The organism is Litorivita pollutaquae, assembly GCF_003205515.1.
GTDB classification, from domain to species: domain Bacteria; phylum Pseudomonadota; class Alphaproteobacteria; order Rhodobacterales; family Rhodobacteraceae; genus Litorivita; species Litorivita pollutaquae.
This window is the reverse complement of the sequence record NZ_KZ826487.1, coordinates 76,593-92,415: the sequence shown is the minus strand read 5'-3', so window position 1 is coordinate 92,415 and position 15,823 is coordinate 76,593. Positions and strand designations below refer to the sequence as shown.

Here is a 15,823-nt window from a genome sequence, read left to right as displayed (position 1 = left end):
CGCCTATCTCCAGGTTTTCTTGTAAGCGCCCGCCGTGGCGGCCTGTCCTTCGGTGAGACGGGCCAACATGCCTTCGGGCATCGGTTTGCCTGCCGCCTGTGCATCGACGGCGGCGCGGAAATTGCGCACCACCTGCGCCACATAGGCCCGCGAACGTTGCCGCCCCTCGATCTTGAGAGCATGCACGCCCGCCTTGGCCAGTTGCGGGATTAAGGTTTCAGCATTGAGACTCACCGGATCTTCGAACAGATGGCCGGACGCGCCCTCAGTTGTGAAGCATCCTTTGCACAGGGTCGGATAGGGCGCGGGTTCTCCGGCAGCAGCGCGGTGGATGGTATAGCCGCCCAATTTGGCCGAAAGAACACCGTTGTCCTCATGGTAATCCACATGGCTCGCGGGGGAGCAAACCCCTTGCATGTTCGGGGATTGCCCTGTCGCATATGAGGACAAAGAACAGCGCCCTTCGGCCATGACGCAAAGCCCGCCAAAGACGAAGACCTCGGTTTCGACCTCGACCTCGGCATTGATTGCGGCGATTTCCGGCACCGACAGCACGCGTGGCAAAACCACACGGCGCACGCCAAAGGTAGCGGCGTAGAAATTGATCACATCGGCATTGGCGGCGGCGGCCTGCACCGACAGATGGCGGCGCAAAGTCGGGTGATGCGCGGCGGCATGAGCCAATAGCCCCAGATCGGCCAGTATAACCGCATCGGCCCCGGCGGTTGCAGCATCCGCAATGGCCCGGTGCCACAAGGGCTCTGCCCCCGCACGCGCAAAGGTGTTGATCGCCACCAACACCTTTGCGCCATGCGCATGGGCAAAAGCGATGCCCGCACGCATTTCCGCTCGATCAAAGTTCAACCCCGGAAAATTGCGGGCATTGGTTTCATCGGCATAACCGCAATAAACCGTATGCGCCCCGGCTTTTACGGCGGCGCGCAGCGACGCGGGTGTGCCCGCGGGGCAAACGATTTCCATCACCATTCTTCATTCTCCTCACGGCGGGACAGGGCGACACCGGTGCGCGTTTCGGCAAGGGCAACCACACGTTTGACCGCATCGGCAAAGGGGCCGGCCATGCTTTGGGCTTCGGCGCACAAGTCCAATTCGGCATCATCGATCGCATTGCGCAGGGCCAGAACAGCGGCGGTATCTCCCTCGATCACCAGATCCCGTGAAAAGAACAACGCATCGCCATCATAGGCGCCATGCACCATCCCAAGCAGCGCCGCCAATGGCCCCGCGATGCGCGCATCGCCGTGCAATGGGCCGCGCGACACCTGTACCCGTGGACAACCGCCACGCGGCTCCAGCGCCAGCGAAACCGGCAAATCCGTCGGGTCAATTACGAAGCGTGACCGCCCATAAGCCCCAAGTCTGCGAAACAACCCTGCGTGCCGCTGTGCCAGACGCGCCACAAAGCCGCCCAGCGCCATGGACATCGGGGCCACCGGCGCACAGCGCAATGCCAAGGCAGGAAGCTGTGGAAATACCGGCACATGCACCGAAAACTCTGACATCAGGGCGGCACGCTCCGGTCTTGCGCGCAATTCGCGCGGGGTTTGCACAGATTTTGCGTCCAGAGCGCGCAGAATCGGCACCCGGGCGACGCGAGGCCATCACCGGCACCAGCGCCGGTTTGTCCTAACGCGGCAGCGGCGGGAAATCTTGACGACGGTCAAATTTGCCGGAACGCAGCGATGATAGGGCGATGTGCAACCCAAAAGGAGAGTCCCAATTCGCACCCTTCCCCCCTTTCCGACCCTGCGGGCATTTTTGCAATGGAATGCCGCTACGGGGCAATTGACCGCGCTTTCCGATCCGGTCTCGGTGCGCCATCAGATGACGGCGGTGCACCGCGCGGTTCTGGAGCGTGGCGGCCCGGTTTTGCGCTTTGACCATCCGCTATTGGACAGCGGCAGCCGGGCACAGATCCCGGTGGTGACAAATTTATTCGGAACGACAGAACGGGTGGCTGCAGGGCTTGGGGTTGCACCCGAAGGTCTGGATGATCTGGGCGCATTTCTGGCGGCTCTGCGGGCGCCCTCGCCGCCGGAGGGAATGCGCGATGCGCTGTCACGCTGGCCGATGCTCAAGGCCGCGATGGCCACCCGCCCCAAATTGGTGAACTCCGCGCCGGTGCAACAAAAGGTGATCGAAAAGGTCGATCTCTCCACCCTGCCGATTCAAACCCATTGGCCCGGTGACGGCGGGCCTTTGATCACATGGCCAGTGGTGTTGACCCGCCCGCACGGCAGCAAACCCGAGGTCGCCGCGCGCTACAACGCCGGTATTTACCGCGCACAGGTGATCGGGCGAGACCGGATCATCCTGCGCTGGCTTGCCCACCGCGGCGGCGCGGCGCATCACCGCACATGGCAACAGGCCGGTGCCGCGATGCCAGTGGCGATTGTCTTGGGCGCAGACCCCGCCACGGTGCTTTCGGCGGCGCTGCCTTTGCCGGAAACGGTGTCGGAGATCGGATTTGCCGGAGTTTTTTCTGGCGCGCGGCCCCGATTAACCCCCGCCAAAACCGTACCGCTCATGGTGCCCGCCGATGCCGAGATGGTGATCGAAGGATGGGTAGATCCCGCCGAGACCGCACCGGAAGGTCCGTTCGGCGATCACACGGGATATTACAACGCCGCAGAGCCCTTTCCGGTGATGACAGTCAGCGCCCTGACCAGCCGCGCCGATCCGCTGTATCTTTCGACCTATACCGGCCGTCCGCCCGATGAACCGGCGATCATCGGCGAGGTCTTTAACCGGCTGACTTTGCCGGTTATTCGCGGGCAAATTCCCGAGATACGCGACCTGTGGTTGCCGCCTGCGGCCTGTTCCTACCGGATGGCGGTGATCGCGATCGACAAACGGTATCCCGGTCAGGCGCGCCGCGTGATGATGGCGCTTTGGGGTATGTTGCCGCAATTCAGCTACACCAAAATGATCATCGTTGTGGATGCGGATATCGACCCGCGCAATTGGGATGACGTGGCATGGGCATTGGCAACGCGGATGGACCCCGCCCGAGACGTGATGATTTTGGAAAGGACACCGATGGATTATCTTGATTTCGCCTCGCCTGACGCAGGTTTGGCCGGAAAAATCGGCATTGATGCCACCAATAAGATCGGTGCAGAAACCACGCGCGCATGGGGCGAAGTGATGCAGACCGCACCCGAGGATGCGGCCTTTGCCGCCGATTTATTAGCCCGCAGACAGGTGGTGCAATGAGCCGCGTCATTCTCGGTGTATCCGGTGCCTCGGGTGCGGCGCTATCGCTGGCGGTGGCGCGCCACCTTCGTACGCTCGGACGAGCACTTGATCTGGTGATCTCGCCCGCAGCCAAGCGGACCCTAGCGGCGGAATGTGGCGCCGGGGCCGAGGCGGCGCTGACGGCGCTGGCGGATCGGGTGCATCCACCGCCCGATATTGGTGCCACAATTGCATCGGGATCGGCGCCGGTGGCGGGGATGATCATCGCCCCTTGCTCGATGCGCAGCCTCGCGGCGATTGCCCATGGGCTTGACGACAATCTGTTGACCCGCGCCGCATCGGTGCAGCTCAAAGAGCGGCGGCCGTTGATCTTGCTGACCCGCGAAGCGCCGCTGACGCTTGCTCATTTGCGCAATATGGTTGCGGTGACGGAAATGGGCGCGATTGTATTCCCGCCGGTGCCCGCGTTTTACCTTCACCCGCAGAACTTGGATGAGGTGATCGAGCAGATCGCAGCGCGGGCCGTGGATCTGTTGCGGATCGCGCCGCCGGTGGCGACGGCATGGACGGGGTAAACCACCCTTCCCCAAAGGCAAAAACACGCATTACCCGCAGCGCGCAAATATCAAAGACGGGCCCGCCGCCGCAATCAGGAATCTCCGGAGACGATACATGTCAAAAACTGAAGGGACGAAAAAGCAAAGCGGATGACGCGATATGACGTGAGGCGGCACGCTTGGCGGCGCAGCACGCCGCTTCGCGCCTGACTCGACCTTGCTGTTTTTCACGGCCGCGACGCGGCGCGGCATTGCGGGCATCGGGTGCATTGTCTAGCTATGGGACATGACCGAGTTTTCCGATCACCCCGAAGGCCCTACGCCCCAAGACAGGGAAAAGCGCAACATGCGTTTTCTCCCTCCCTATGAACCGCAGGCTATCATGAGCCGCCCTGCTGCCGAACGCGCACAGATTTGGCGGCTGGTGCTCGGGGTGATGCTTACGATCGCCACGGCGGTGGTGGGCGGTATCATCTGGGTGACGGGGTTGGCGAAACTGGGTCTTTTCGAGACCGAAAACGTCGTGCGCGCGGCCCGTGGCATGCTTGCGATGCTGTTTTCTTTCGGGTTTCTGTCCCTTGGCGTGATTGCGGCGGCGGGCCTTTTGCATCGGCGCACTCTGCGCAGTTTGCTTGGCAAGGGCGCGGCGGCGCAAGGCACACGGGTTTTTCTCTGTGTCCTGCCGATTTATGCCCTGTTCATCCTGCTGCCGATGCCCGAGGATTTGACGCCCGTTCGCAGTGCACTGGATTTGTCCACATGGGCGCGGATGTTGCCCTTTGCCTTGCTGGCGATACTGGTGCAGGTCAGCGCCGAAGAAATTGCCTTTCGCGGTTATCTGCAAAGCCAGCTCGCCGCTCGGTTCAAATCGCGGTGGGTGTGGATGGTATTGCCTTCGCTCGGGTTTGGCGCCCTTCACTACAGCAGCGCAGCGGGTCCCAGCGCGGTGTTGATGGTGATTTGGGCCGCAGCATTCGGGTTGATTGCGGCGGATTTGACTGCGCGCAGCGGATCGCTCGGCCCTGCGATTGCCCTGCATTTCACCCATAACTCCGGCCTGCTTTATGCCTCGATGGAGGACAATCTGTCTGACCTGTCGCTTTACCTGATCCCTATGGCGCTAAGCGACACGGCGGCGCTTTGGCCGATGATGGTGCTTGAACTCGGGGTGATTGTCTTGGCCTGGCGCGCGGCGCGTTGGGGCCTCGGACGGTGAACGACACTCCGCCGCCCGATCCATGGCAACCCTTGGATATCCCATCGGCTGACGACACACCTAAATGGCGGCGTTACAGGCCCTATTGGCCATTGGTTGTTCCGGCGTTGCCCCGGCCGCAACTGGACCGGCTGATTTTGGGCGTCTTCGTGATCGAAGCGCTTTATCTTCTGACCCTCTCGGCTCTGGAAGAAGGCCTGGCACGTCTAGCACCGGCTTTGGGCGATGCTTTCTTTATGGGCAATACTGCGCCCGGGCTGCTCTTGCAGTTTGCCAGTTTTGGCGCGCTTGCCCTGTGGACCATTTGGGTGGCGCGGTGGCTACAAGGGCGCAGTGCACACAGTTTCATCGGCCCGGTGCGCGTGGCACTGCGGCAGGGCACGCGGGTATTCGCCGCGCTTTTGCTGTTGTTTCTCGCAGTTGAATGTTTGCCACCCTATTGGAGTTTTGACACGCTTGAAGCGGTCCGATGGGCATGGTGGTTACCGCTTTTGCCGCTCTCTTTGGCAGGGTTGATGTTGCAAACCGGAGCGGAAGAGTTGCTCTATCGCGGCTACGTCCAAAGTCAGATTGCGGCGCGGATGCCGTCGGCATGGGCGTGGATGATCATACCCAACATCCTGTTTGCTATTGCCCATTGGAGCAGCGGCGCTGATCTCGTGGGCAATATACAATATGTGATCTGGGCGTTTTTCTTTGGGCTGGCCGCTTCGGATTTGACGGCGCGCACCGGCACATTGGGCGCGGCCATCGGCTTTCACATGGCCAATAACGCCTATGCGTTCTTGTTTTTTGGAGAATTGGGTGCACCGGATTCGGGATTGGCCCTGATGATATTCGAAAGTGTGAACCTCGGCGCCGACGGCACGGGCGGTGCGCTTCCGGGGGCGGATTGGGTGCTTTCGCCGGCTTTGACGGTCGAAGTTTTCATGACTGTGCTGATGTGGGGCGTGGCGCGGGCGGCGCTGCGCCGTTAAAGGACGCGGCGGCGAGGCAGTTTCTCGCTGCTTCCCCGTTTGCAATTCGCACAGCCAGAGCTTATCTGGATCAGGAGAATTTACCTTGCTGACCTACGCGAGCAAGGTGGCGCAGATGAATTATGGGGTGCTTTTGGCATGAACTGGATTACCAACTACGTCCGCCCGCGGATCAACTCGATCTTTTCACGCCGCGAAGTGCCCGACAACCTGTGGAGCAAATGCGACGAATGCGGCACTATGCTGTTTCACCGCGAATTGACGGAAAATCTGAACGTCTGCACCAATTGCGGCCACCACATGCATATTACCCCGCGTGCGCGGTTTCAGGCATTGTTTGATGGCGGGGTATTTGCCGAAATCGCCGTGCCGGATCCGATCACCGATCCATTGCATTTCCGCGACCAAAAGAAATATCCCGACCGGATGAAAGCCGCGCAAAAATCCACCGGCGAGCATGAAGCCATGCTGATCGGGGCGGGCGAGATCAGCCAAACGCCAATCATCGCCATTGCGCAGGATTTCTCGTTCATGGGCGGCTCGATGGGCATGTACGTCGGCAATGCAATCATTGCTGCCGCCGAAGAAGCCATCAAACTCAAGCGGCCCTTGGTGTTGTTTTCTGCGGCTGGTGGCGCACGGATGCAGGAGGGCATTTTGTCTCTCATGCAAATGCCGCGCACCACCGTGGCCGTGCAGATGCTCAAGGAAGCGGGGCTGCCTTATATTGTGGTCCTGACCCATCCGACCACCGGCGGCGTCACCGCATCCTATGCGATGCTCGGGGATGTGCATATCGCCGAACCCAATGCGTTGATCTGTTTTGCCGGTCCGCGCGTGATCGAACAAACCATTGGCGAAACCCTGCCCGAAGGCTTCCAGCGGGCAGAATACCTGCTCGACCACGGGATGCTCGACCGCGTCACCAAACGCACTGAGATGAAGGCGGAATTGGTCACGATCTTGCGTATGCTGATGGGGATGCCGCCCGCAATTTCCGGTGTTCTGCCCGCACCCGAAGCACGCAGTGCCGAGGAAGAGAGTGAAGCCGAAGCGGAGGGTGGCGCCGCGCAGGCCGCCCCTTCATCGGACAAACCCGCCGAGGCGCCCGCAGGTGCAAAAGAGAGCACACAGACCGGTAAATCTGGCAAGTAGCCGCCGGGCACGGTTTACCCCGGCCCGCTTTCTAAGGGTGTCACGGCAACACCCTGCATCAGGCGGCGGGTGCATCGGGTGGCCGCAAGCCGGCCGTCACAGCTTGTCTCGTTTTCCTTTGCGCTTTCATTTGCCACGCCTTCTCCTATGCCTTACCCCATGCCTTCGGGCCGTTAAAACGGATGCCCCATGACCGACGCTTCTGCCCAGCCCGCCAACGCGACGTCCGATGCCATTCTTGAGCGGATGATGACCCTGCATCCCAAGGTGATGGATTTGGCGCTGGACCGGATGTGGCGGCTGTTGGCGGCATTGGGCCACCCAGAACGCGACCTGCCGCCGGTGATCCATATCGCAGGCACCAATGGTAAAGGCTCCACCCAAGCCATGATCCGCGCCGGATTGGAGGCCGCGGGCCTGCGCGTTCATGCCTATACCAGCCCGCATCTGGCGCGGTTCCATGAACGTATCCGGCTGGCAGGGAATCTAATTTCCGAATCCGAATTGACCGCGCTTTTGGATGAATGCGATGCGGCCAATGGCGGCGCTGCAATCACGTTTTTCGAAATCACCACCTGCGCCGCGCTCCTGGCTTTTGCCCGCAGTTCTGCGGATTTCACCTTGCTTGAGGTCGGGCTTGGCGGGCGGGTGGATTCGACCAATGTGGTTGACGCCCCCGCCCTGACAGTGATCACGCCGATTTCGATCGACCATGAACAATATCTTGGCACCACCTTGGCACAGATTGCCGGTGAAAAGGCCGGTATCATCAAACGCGGAGTGCCCTGTGTGGTCGGCCCGCAACCCGATGAGGCGATGGAGGTGATCGAGGCCAGCGCCGCGCGTCTTGGCGCACCGCTGATCGCGCACGGGCAACATTGGCATAGCTGGGAGGAACGCGGGCGGCTGGTCTATCAAGACGAACGCGGATTGTTGGATTTGCCTTTGCCTGCCCTGCCCGGCGCGCATCAAATCCAGAACGCCGGTGCGGCCTTGGCCGCGTTGCGCCATCTCGCACCGCAGGACACGCAGACGCCATTTGAGACCATCGCCGAGAGCGCGATGCGCGATGTCTATTGGCCCGCACGGATGCAACGGCTGCGCAGCGGGCCGCTGATGGATGCCGCGCCAAAGGCTGAAATCTGGCTTGACGGGGGGCACAATCCGGCCGCAGGTCAGGCGATTGCCGCGCATCTGGCATCCCTGCCGCCACGCGAAACGCATGTGATCTGCGGCATGCTCAACAGCAAGGATGTGCTTGGATATATGTCGCCACTCGCGCCGCATGTGGCCTCTCTCACCGCAGTGCCGATCCCCGATGCGCCTGCGACCCTCAGTGCCGAGGAGACCGCCGCCATCGCCACCCGCGCCGGCATCGCCGCGCAGGTCGCGACCGATTCCCGTTCTGCGGTAGAATCGGTCGCACAGATTCGCCCCGATGCGCGGATTTTGATCTGTGGATCGCTCTATTTGGCCGGTGCCGTGCTACGCGAGAACGGCTGACTGCCCGTTTTTAAGGATTTATTAACCTCTTGATAACCTCAATGAAACGTAAGTTATCCCCAGAAAAGTGACACCTCCTATATATCGGAGGGGCCACTGCATGTTGACCGTTTTGCCGCCACTCGCCTATATCTTGTAAAAGTATTTAGGATATCGCTCCGGCCTGCCACACCACGGGAGCCGGTGTCATTATGGGGGAAAAGGCATGAGTTGGTTTACGTGCATTGTTGGATTTGATCGGCAGGATATTGGCCTGCGCACGGCGCGTTACGGTGCGGCTCGGCCCTCTGCCAATCGCAATACACGGATCGCCCGAGGGATGTTTGCAGCGACGCTTGCCCTCTTCACCGCCATTGGATTGCCGACCACCGCCAGCGCCCAATCGGTGCGGCTGACCGTGGATGCCCATGATCGCAGTTTTGCGATCAACGGCAACAGTTATACCGTCGCCCGCATTCAGGACGAGAGCAACACGCTGACCGGCGAATTTGCCAAGACATCGCGCGCCTGCCCGCCCTTTTGCATCACCCCGATGAGCGCCACCCGGGACGTCGAAACCATTGGTGAATTGGAAGTGATGGATTTCCTGGAAACCATGGCCGCGAAGAACGAGGGGCATTTGATCGACACGCGCCTGCCCGGTTGGTTTGAACAAGGCACCATCCCCGGCGCGGTCAATGTGCCCTTTACCACCCTCGAAGACAGCAACCCGTTCCGCGACGATATCGTCGCCGCGCTTGGCGGCCTGAAACAGGGCGACACTTGGGATTTTTCGGCGGCGCGGCATTTGGTTCTCTTTTGCAACGGCCCGTGGTGCCTGCAAGCACCGATGGCGGTGCGCGCCCTGCGCAAGGTCGGCTATCCCGCCGAAAAGATTAAGTATTATCGCGGCGGCATGCAGGTCTGGCACTCGCTTGGCCTGAGCACCGTGAAACCGTAACCCCGCGTATCTGGGCGCCTTTGAGTATATTTTGAGAGGAAGTTCGATGTATAGAATAACGATGATCACCAGCACCTTGGCCTTGGCTGCGGCGGGCGTTTTTCTTGTGGAATTTGCCACCACAAACCCTTCGGCGGTCACCACGCGTGCCAGCAGCGATCTGACCGCGCTCAGCGCGACCGCAGTTGCGGCGGCTGATCCGGCGCCAACAATGGCGGCTGCGTCTGCCCCGGCGCCCCAGAAGGTGGTGTTCAGCAAGCCCAATATTGTCACTGACGACGATGCGGATCAAAACTCGTTGCGTGAATTGACATCCGTCGGTATCGACACCGAGCAAAACAGCGCCCTGGCCGGGGATGTTCTCGACGGTTTGGGCTTGGCCACACAGCTCGCCGATGCGGACCCCAACACACCGGGATCTCGCGATTTGCGCGGCATGTCTGCCGGGGCGATCCGCCAACTTGGCAAGGCCGAATTCCACGTCGAAGCCCAGTCCAACACACAAATGCAAGGTTTGCTGCACTCGCTGATCCTTCAGGCAATCAACGAAGGCCGTCCGGATGAATACGTCGACAGCTTGCTCAACGAGGCCGCCGAAGCCGGGCTTGTGGCCGTGCCGCAATCTCTGGTCACACCCGAAGGCAGCGTCGACACCAAAACCCTGATCGCCGCGATTGTGGACAAGGCCGCCGCAACCTCTGACGGTGTGCGCCCGACCCCGCGCCCCACCATCCGCAGGTTGGAAAAATCCGTGACCTATACGGTAAAGTATGGTGATAGCCTCGCGGCAATTGCCTACCAACATTATGGCACCACCTCGGCCTATCAATGGATTTTCGCCGCCAACAAAGAAAACCTGAGCAGCCCCGACAAAATTCAGGCGGGTCAAACTCTGATCATTCCCGCGATCTAATATCGCGCGAAAGGCAGAACCGCCGCGCCACAGGCCGGTTGCGGCGTTCTGTCATACACGGCCTGCCACAGCAGGTCACCCCGAGATCACCCAGATCTTACCCGAAAACGGGGCCGTTTCCCGCGGCCCCGTTTTCACGTGGCAAGTTCATATAACCGCAGCGCCGAACCCCATCCGCGTAACGCGCTCCACCCCATCGGCCACAGATTTGCTTATGCCGCCCCATCGGGCGCGTCTTTGGCCCAATCGGCGCTCATCATTTCGCGCAACCGGCTGGCCGTGCGTTCAAATTCAAACGTACCCTCGCCTTCGAGATACAACATTTCCGGCGCCGCCGCAGCCGATGCAATCAACCGCACCCGCGCTTCGTAAAGGGCATCAATCAGGGTGACGAACCGTTTGGCCTCATTGAAGTTGCTCCGAGACAAGCTGGGAATATCTTCAAGCACCAACACCCGGCAGGCCTCTGCCACGGCAAGGTAATCCGCCGGACCAAGCATTTTACCGCAAAGATCATAAAAGCTGGCCCGCCCGATGCCAGAACGGAACGCCGGAATATCCACATCGCGACCTTTGACGTGGAGCACCAAAGGATCGGCGCGCCCACCGGTGAGATCTTGCCAAATCGCATCGATCTCGGCACGGGTTTGCGGTGTTACGGGCGAGAAATACACCGGGTTCCCGGCAAGGCGATCCTGACGGTAATCGGTGGCCGACACCATTTCGAGCACCTTCATCTTATCTTTGAGGATATCAATAAAGGGCAAAAACAATTGCCGGTTCAGCCCGTCTTTATAAAGCTCGTCGGGCACGCGGTTCGAGGTCGTCACCACGACCACACCGGCGGCGAAGAGCATTTCAAACAGCCGCCCGACAATCATCGCATCGGTGATATCGCTGATCTGCATTTCATCGAACGCCAGCACGCGCACCGATTTCGCCACGGCTTGTGCCACGGGGGCGAGGGCATCTTCGACACCGTTCTGGCGCGCCTTATGCATCTCGGTGTGGATTTCCTGCATGAACGCATGGAAATGCACGCGGCGGGCGGGCACCTCGAGGCACCCGACAAACATGTCCATCAACATGGATTTTCCGCGTCCGACCCCGCCCCAAAGGTAAAGCCCTTTCGGCGGCTCGGGCGCCCGGCGAAACAGCCCGCGTTTTTGTGGCTCGGCCATCGCCGCGCGGATGCGTTCGAGCTCCACCAATACCGCTTCTTGGGCGGGATCGGGTTTGAGCGTTCCGTCAGCGGTCAGGGCCGCATATTTATCCATCAGGTTCATGAAAACGACATACCGCGCGGGCGTGCGGATGTGTAGAGGCAGCCCGCCCGAAAATTGGCCGGCGTTTGCCGATGCGGCGCACAAAGCAGCGGGTTCAACAATCCCATCGGGATTGCCCCGCAGACGGCGTCCGCCAATGTCACGTCCCTTTCGCCCCCGTAGAAACCTGCGAGTGTCCGGTAATCGTCGCGCATCACACCCTTCAATCGACGCGGATCGTGATGTTGCCAATCACAAACCGTCAATTGACCGCCCCGCAAATTTGCCGCAATTTCCGCCTCTATGCCATCGGAGAGCCCCATGACCCCTCGCGCCTCGATTTTCACACCGGTTTTGATCACCGGCTGCGTCATCATTTTGATCTCTTTCGCGGTGCGCGCCAGTTTCGGGGTGTTTCAAATTCCGATCGCCGCCGAGTTTAATTGGCCCCGTGCGGAGTTTTCCCTCGCCATCGCGATACAGAACCTTGCGTGGGGTTTTGGCCAACCGATTTTCGGAGCGCTCGCGGAAAAAATGGGCGACCGGTTGGCGATAGTTTTGGGGGCTTTGGCCTATGCGGGCGGGCTTGTTCTATCGTCCTATGCGGTCACGCCTTTGGGCATGCAGGCCTATGAGGTTTTGGTGGGTTTTGGCATCGCGGGCACCGGTTTTGGGGTGATTTTGGCCGTGGTTGGCCGCGCCTCGTCGGATGCGAACCGATCGATGTCTTTGGCCATCGCCACAGCCGCAGGCAGCGCCGGGCAGGTATTTGGCGCGCCATTGGCAGAATTTTTGCTAAGCCTGATGACATGGCAATCGGTGTTCATGGTCTTTGCGGCGGCAATCCTTGCCTCATTGATGATCTTGCCGATGATGCGCGCGCCCGCAGCGACAAAAGCCGAGATCGAAGAGAGCATGGGCGCGATTTTGGGCCGCGCGCTGCGCGATCCGAGTTTCGCGCTGATCTTTTTGGGGTTCTTTAGCTGCGGCTATCAATTGGGGTTCATCACCGCGCATTTTCCAGCCTTTGTCACCGAATTATGCGGACCGATCATGCCCGGCGGCGTGTTGCATGACATCGGCATCACCACGACTTCGGCGCTTGGTGCGATTGCGATCTCGTTGATTGGATTGGCCAATATCGTCGGCACGTTGACGGCGGGGTATTTGGGCAATCGCTATTCAAAAAAATATCTGTTGTCAGGCATTTATGTGTTGCGCACGCTGGTGGCGGGGACGTTTATCTTGATGCCGATCACCCCCGCTTCGGTATTGCTTTTCTCGGCCGGAATGGGCGCGCTTTGGCTGGCCACCGTGCCGCTGACCTCTGGGCTGATCGCGCATATCTACGGGTTGCGATATATGGGCACGCTTTACGGAATCGTGTTTTTCTCGCACCAATTGGGCAGCTTTATGGGCGTTTGGCTCGGTGGGCGGCTTTATGATGTCTATGGCAATTACACGTTGGTTTGGTGGATCGGTGTCGGCATTGGTGCCTTTAGCGCCATCGTGCATTTGCCGGTGCGCGAACATCGCGCGGCGCTGGTGCAACCTGCCGCGTAGCGGACATTAACCGTTTTCGCCTTGCACCTCGGCGCGGATCGCGGCCAAAACCGCGTCGGGATGCGTATGGGGAATACCGTGGCCCCCACCTTCGATCACCGTGTGATGCGCCATGCGGTTCCATTTGGTCAATGTGCCCATGGCGCGCATGGGGATGGTTTGATCCGCCTCGCCCCAAATTGCCATAACAGGCAAATCCGTGCGGCTGATCGCTTCGTGGCGCGCTTGGAAATCCTCGTCGAGAATACCGTGCAGCGACGAGATAATCGCCGGCACATACCCGCGATACCGCAACTCGCCAATCTGTGCTTGTGGCAATCCCTCGACCGTGCTTGTTGGCCCTTCGGCACGCGCATCTTTGCGCAGGCTCAGCGGCAAAGCCAATGCCAAGGCCCAATCCCCCAGAACCGGCAGAGACAGCAGCCGTTCCGCCGCAGCGCCAAGCGCCAGGTGAAATCCTGCAGGGGCCAGCAGGATCAAACGCCGCAGCGCGCCGGGTGATTTCGCCGCGTATGCCGAAGCAATCGCGCCGCCCATGGAATAGCCAACCAGCGTAATGTCTTCGCGGATGCCGTGAGCCTCCAACAGATCCTCAAGCTGGCGCAGGAAAAAGTCACTATCTTGCACACCGCCCGGACGATCAGACAGCCCGCGTCCGTAAAGATCATAGGTCAGCACCCGAAAACCAAGCGCCCCGAGCCCCTGCGCCAATGTGGCGAAGACAAAGCTCGGCGTGCTCAGCCCGTGGATGCATACGCAGATGGGGCCGCGCGCTGTTCCATGCCATTGGTAATGGGTGACGCCCTGTGAGAGTTCGGCAAATTCACCGGTGGCGTTGGCCCGCGCTGCAGCGTCCATTTTGCGGTGCCGCGCCTCCATCCCGACCGGCAACAAGACCAGCGCAACAATGACACATAACAACACCCACATACCCACTCAGCCTTTCCAACAATTCGCAATATACCGCGCCACCATCAAATCCAGATGCGCACCGCCGCCGTTCTTGAAAAGCGTAATCTCGCTTTGATCCAGCCGCGTGAAATCGCCAAGGCTGTAAAAGTCGGCGACAATATCTTTGCGCGCAATGACGCGATTATCCAGAGGTATTTTCAGCTCGCCAATATGGTCGATAACCGATCCGTAAAAATCGACGAAAATGCGGGCACGTTTGACAGCGGCATCATCTGCCTCGCGCATGTCGGGGCGAAAAGCGCCAATCAGGTCGATATGCTGCCCCGCGCGCAGCCAGTCGCCGCGCAACACGGGGTCGGCGGCCATGGTGGCCGAGGTGACGATATCGGCGGCGCGCACTGCCGGTTCCAAATCCGCGACGGCGCGGGTGTCGGGGAACTTTGCGGCAAACGCTTCGGCCTTGGCATAGGTGCGGTTCCAAATGGTGAACCGCGCGTTGGGAAACCCTGCGCCATAGGCTTCGCGCAGGGCGTGGGCCTGTGTTCCGGCCCCGAGGATGAGGATGTTTTCACTCTCCGGTCGGGCCAATCGCAACGCCGCCAGAAGACTATCGCCAGCGGTTTTCCATTTGGTCACGAGATGGAAGTCAACCAAGGCCTCCAGCGTGCCATCATCATCAGAATACAGACACAGCCCGCCATTGACCGTGGGTTTGTTCTCTTGCGCATTTTGCGGAAAGATCGTTGCGGTTTTCACCGCCAAGCCAAGCCCGTCAATCCATGCGGCACGGTTGAGCAATGTATCCTCGCCGCGATACAGAAAACTATCGGTGATCTTGGCCGCCCCCGCCGCATGGCCTTTTTCGAGCGCGCGGGTCAAACCAATCCAATCCAGCGCCGCCTCGGCGGCATAGGGAATAATGCGCGGGCCGGTCATGTCGCGTCCTCCGCAGTCAAAAGCCCATAGGATACAAGGCAATCCGCCCAACCTTGGGGATCTTCAAACAAATGCACGTTCCAACCGCGCGCCTTGGCCTGCGCAATGTTGTCGGCGCGGTCATCGGTAAACAAAAGTCGCTCCGGCGCGATGCCGCAATCGGCCTCGACCATCTCGTAGATCTTCGGGTCGGGTTTGATCACGCCCATGTGGCCCGAGATATAGCGCCGGTCAAATTCACCCAAAAACGGGTATTTGGTTTCGGCATAAGCAAAGCTTCCGATGCCAAAGTTCGTCAGGGCAAAGACCGGCATACCCTTGGCCTGCAACGCCCGCATCAGGCGGATGGAATGGTCTATCGGCGGGGTGGCCAATTCGATCCAATCGTCATGCCACATACGGATTTCGTCGCGCCAAGAGGGGTAGGTTTCAGCCGTTTCATAGATGGTTTGGGTGAATTCGCCGCCGATATCCACACGGTCGTTCATCCCGTGCAAATCCACCTCGGCGAACATCGCGCGGCGGCGTGCCTCGCCGATCTTGGCATCATAATAGCGTTCGGGTTGCCATTCGATCAGCACATTGCCGATGTCGAAAATCACGGCCTCGATGGTCATTGTCTTGTCTCCTCAAACCGCCGCCGCTCCCCCGCACGCAGCACAGGGAA

The 15,823-nt window shown here is 60.2% G+C and carries 16 protein-coding genes; 9 read left to right on the top strand and 7 right to left on the bottom strand.

Annotation, left to right across the window (positions count from 1 at the left end; genetic code table 11):
* Positions 1-3: 3 nt before the first annotated feature.
* Both ubiU and ubiT read right to left on the bottom strand, forming a co-directional pair.
* Positions 4-981, bottom strand: coding sequence for a ubiquinone anaerobic biosynthesis protein UbiU (gene ubiU, locus DI396_RS12470; RefSeq protein ID WP_110796618.1), 978 nt, complete (start codon positions 979-981; stop codon positions 4-6).
* Positions 981-1,523 (bottom strand): ubiquinone anaerobic biosynthesis accessory factor UbiT, encoded by a 543-nt coding sequence (ubiT, locus tag DI396_RS12465; RefSeq protein WP_110796545.1) that lies wholly within the window; start codon positions 1,521-1,523, stop codon positions 981-983. Before ubiT ends, ubiU begins: the two co-directional genes overlap by 1 nt.
* Positions 1,524-1,740: 217 nt before the next feature.
* Between ubiT and DI396_RS12460 the strand changes: the two genes are divergently transcribed.
* The 8 genes from DI396_RS12460 (at position 1,741) to DI396_RS16630 (ending at position 10,480) form a co-directional block, all read left to right on the top strand.
* Positions 1,741-3,237, top strand: coding sequence for a UbiD family decarboxylase (locus tag DI396_RS12460; RefSeq protein WP_110796617.1), 1,497 nt, complete (start codon positions 1,741-1,743; stop codon positions 3,235-3,237).
* The gene (locus tag DI396_RS12455; RefSeq protein WP_110796544.1) at positions 3,234-3,794 is read left to right on the top strand and encodes a UbiX family flavin prenyltransferase; all 561 of its coding nucleotides are present in this window, start codon (positions 3,234-3,236) and stop codon (positions 3,792-3,794) included. Before DI396_RS12460 ends, DI396_RS12455 begins: the two co-directional genes overlap by 4 nt.
* Positions 3,795-4,122: 328 nt before the next feature.
* The gene (locus tag DI396_RS12450) at positions 4,123-4,992 is read left to right on the top strand and encodes a CPBP family intramembrane glutamic endopeptidase (RefSeq protein WP_162617223.1); all 870 of its coding nucleotides are present in this window, start codon (positions 4,123-4,125) and stop codon (positions 4,990-4,992) included.
* On the top strand, positions 4,989-5,969 hold the full coding sequence (locus DI396_RS12445; protein WP_162617222.1) for a CPBP family intramembrane glutamic endopeptidase: 981 nt from the start codon (positions 4,989-4,991) through the stop codon (positions 5,967-5,969). Before DI396_RS12450 ends, DI396_RS12445 begins: the two co-directional genes overlap by 4 nt.
* Before the next feature lie 138 nt (positions 5,970-6,107).
* On the top strand, positions 6,108-7,124 hold the full coding sequence (accD, locus tag DI396_RS12440; protein ID WP_110796541.1) for an acetyl-CoA carboxylase, carboxyltransferase subunit beta: 1,017 nt from the start codon (positions 6,108-6,110) through the stop codon (positions 7,122-7,124).
* 189 nt (positions 7,125-7,313) lie between these two features.
* Entirely contained in the window at positions 7,314-8,627 is a 1,314-nt protein-coding gene (locus tag DI396_RS12435; RefSeq protein ID WP_235851862.1) for a bifunctional folylpolyglutamate synthase/dihydrofolate synthase, read from the top strand.
* A 205-nt stretch (positions 8,628-8,832) separates the two neighbouring features.
* Positions 8,833-9,567, top strand: a complete 735-nt coding sequence (locus DI396_RS12430; RefSeq protein WP_235851861.1) for a rhodanese-like domain-containing protein — start codon at positions 8,833-8,835, stop codon at positions 9,565-9,567.
* A 46-nt stretch (positions 9,568-9,613) separates the two neighbouring features.
* Positions 9,614-10,480: a LysM peptidoglycan-binding domain-containing protein gene (locus tag DI396_RS16630; RefSeq protein WP_204362850.1), complete on the top strand. Its 867-nt coding sequence runs from the start codon at positions 9,614-9,616 to the stop codon at positions 10,478-10,480.
* Positions 10,481-10,692: 212 nt separating this feature from the next.
* Here the strand turns inward: DI396_RS16630 and zapE are convergent, their stop codons facing one another.
* Both zapE and DI396_RS12415 read right to left on the bottom strand, forming a co-directional pair.
* Entirely contained in the window at positions 10,693-11,766 is a 1,074-nt protein-coding gene (zapE, locus tag DI396_RS12420) for a cell division protein ZapE (RefSeq protein ID WP_110796540.1), read from the bottom strand.
* Positions 11,763-12,122: a hypothetical protein gene (locus tag DI396_RS12415; protein ID WP_162617221.1), complete on the bottom strand. Its 360-nt coding sequence runs from the start codon at positions 12,120-12,122 to the stop codon at positions 11,763-11,765. Before DI396_RS12415 ends, zapE begins: the two co-directional genes overlap by 4 nt.
* Between DI396_RS12415 and DI396_RS12410 the strand changes: the two genes are divergently transcribed.
* The gene (locus DI396_RS12410; RefSeq protein WP_110796538.1) at positions 12,067-13,308 is read left to right on the top strand and encodes an MFS transporter; all 1,242 of its coding nucleotides are present in this window, start codon (positions 12,067-12,069) and stop codon (positions 13,306-13,308) included. The genes DI396_RS12415 and DI396_RS12410 overlap by 56 nt on opposite strands.
* Positions 13,309-13,314: 6 nt before the next feature.
* Here the strand turns inward: DI396_RS12410 and DI396_RS12405 are convergent, their stop codons facing one another.
* The 3 genes from DI396_RS12405 to DI396_RS12395 are packed head-to-tail and all read right to left on the bottom strand — an operon-like array spanning position 13,315 to position 15,773.
* The gene (locus DI396_RS12405) at positions 13,315-14,238 is read right to left on the bottom strand and encodes an alpha/beta fold hydrolase (RefSeq protein ID WP_110796537.1); all 924 of its coding nucleotides are present in this window, start codon (positions 14,236-14,238) and stop codon (positions 13,315-13,317) included.
* A gap of 6 nt (positions 14,239-14,244) precedes the next feature.
* Positions 14,245-15,156: an ornithine cyclodeaminase family protein gene (locus DI396_RS12400; protein WP_110796536.1), complete on the bottom strand. Its 912-nt coding sequence runs from the start codon at positions 15,154-15,156 to the stop codon at positions 14,245-14,247.
* Positions 15,153-15,773 (bottom strand): HAD family hydrolase, encoded by a 621-nt coding sequence (locus tag DI396_RS12395; RefSeq protein ID WP_110796535.1) that lies wholly within the window; start codon positions 15,771-15,773, stop codon positions 15,153-15,155. Before DI396_RS12395 ends, DI396_RS12400 begins: the two co-directional genes overlap by 4 nt.
* Between the last annotated feature and the right edge of the window lie 50 nt (positions 15,774-15,823).